A 1,161-nucleotide genomic window follows, 5' to 3' on the forward strand; every position below is an offset into this window, starting at 1 on the left:
TGTGTGAGCTAGAGGCGGAACGCTCCAGATAAAGGTGGGCAAAATGGCCCGTCGCTTGGGGATCCCAGCTTTGCAGCGTCAGTGGGCCGGCCACCACCTCTAAGCCCTCCGTTAACAACGTAACAGGCTGGACAGGAGCACAGACCTGTTGCAAAACACTGCGCAGCTCCGCCGGATCCTTTCCCCCACAGCTTTTCAGCAGCAGGGATCCCTGCTCAGCAGCGAACCACCGAGCCAGAGCCTGTTGCCAGTTGGGCTGAAGACTATCCAGCGTTTGCAGCATGATCAAAAGGGTAGGCGCGGCCCAAATCCAAAAGGCGGCTGAGCTGCTCCAGATCGATGAAACTCAACTCCAAAAGGATCATCAGCAACGGCCCTTGCTGGCGATGCTGCAGCTTCTTGGCCAGGCTCAGTTGAGAACGGTCGATAATGCCCGTTTCCAATAGATATTCCTCAAGGGCTGGGGGGGGAATGGGATCTAGCATGGTCGTTTCGCAGCGCTGAAGTAAGGACGAGTATGAAAACTGAGAAGATAGCAAACCAATGTAACTATTCTTAACACTTCTACAGAATTTCGGCAAAGATCTGGCTGGTGCGTAGGCCGAAGGCGAGCTTGCTAAGCCCTGCGCCCACAGCTCCAGGACAAGAGAACCCCTAAATTGCCTCGGCAAATGAGGTTTCCGTATCCAAGGACACAAAAAATGGGTACCAAGAGTTCATGGTATGGTAGCAAATTGGCGATCAGTTGGCAGCACCCCGAAAGGCCGACTGCTTTTTCTTTGTGGGAAAAACCAACTCACCTTGCAAGATGTTACCTTTTTATCTCGTTGAATCCTCGTGCTTAACTTACAACAATTCTTCGGGGATCCAATCTGTTCGGCTCCTCTGGGATCTGCCCTAATGCTGTCATCCTGCTCGGGTTCGGTTTTGGGCATACATCGTCCTACGTTCAGCTAAGCTAGAGACACTTGCCACATGGACTCCCGTTATGTCTGAAGCCCAGGGTTTACTGCCAGTGGGGGCAACGGTTCAAGTGGTGGAGATGCCTCCTTACCTAAAAACGGCTGACCCAATGCCGATGTTGCGCCCGGCCCATTTGATCCGCTTGCACGAACAAGGGGTGATCTTGCAGCGGCGGCTGTTGGGCACCTACAGTGTGCA

General features: G+C 53.4%; 2 protein-coding genes and 1 pseudogene. 1 reads left to right on the forward strand and 2 read right to left on the reverse strand.

Annotation, left to right across the window (positions count from 1 at the left end):
- Both NW846_RS11690 and NW846_RS11695 read right to left on the reverse strand, forming a co-directional pair.
- Window positions 1-283: pseudogene (locus NW846_RS11690) on the reverse strand (nucleoside triphosphate pyrophosphohydrolase); the annotation flags it as partial.
- A complete protein-coding gene (locus NW846_RS11695) occupies window positions 264-485 on the reverse strand; it encodes a DUF2949 domain-containing protein (RefSeq protein ID WP_041436895.1) in 222 nt (73 codons plus the stop codon). The pseudogene NW846_RS11690 and the gene NW846_RS11695, both read right to left, overlap by 20 nt.
- Window positions 486-1,042: 557 nt before the next feature.
- On the opposite strand from NW846_RS11695, the gene NW846_RS11700 reads away from it, so the two are divergent.
- Window positions 1,043-1,161, forward strand: a 119-nt coding sequence (locus NW846_RS11700) for an NAD(P)H dehydrogenase assembly family protein (protein ID WP_414516103.1), incomplete at its 3' end; no start/stop codon positions are given.

Origin of the sequence: Synechococcus sp. W60.3 (genome assembly GCF_047502615.1) — a bacterium.
Taxonomy (GTDB): Bacteria; Cyanobacteriota; Cyanobacteriia; order Thermostichales; family Thermostichaceae; genus Thermostichus.

What these genes read in the sequence shown, in the direction of transcription:
- NW846_RS11695 (WP_041436895.1), bottom strand. Translation starts at nt 485, where the DNA reads ATGCTAGATCCCATTCCCCCCCCAGCCCTTGAGGAATATCTATTGGAA.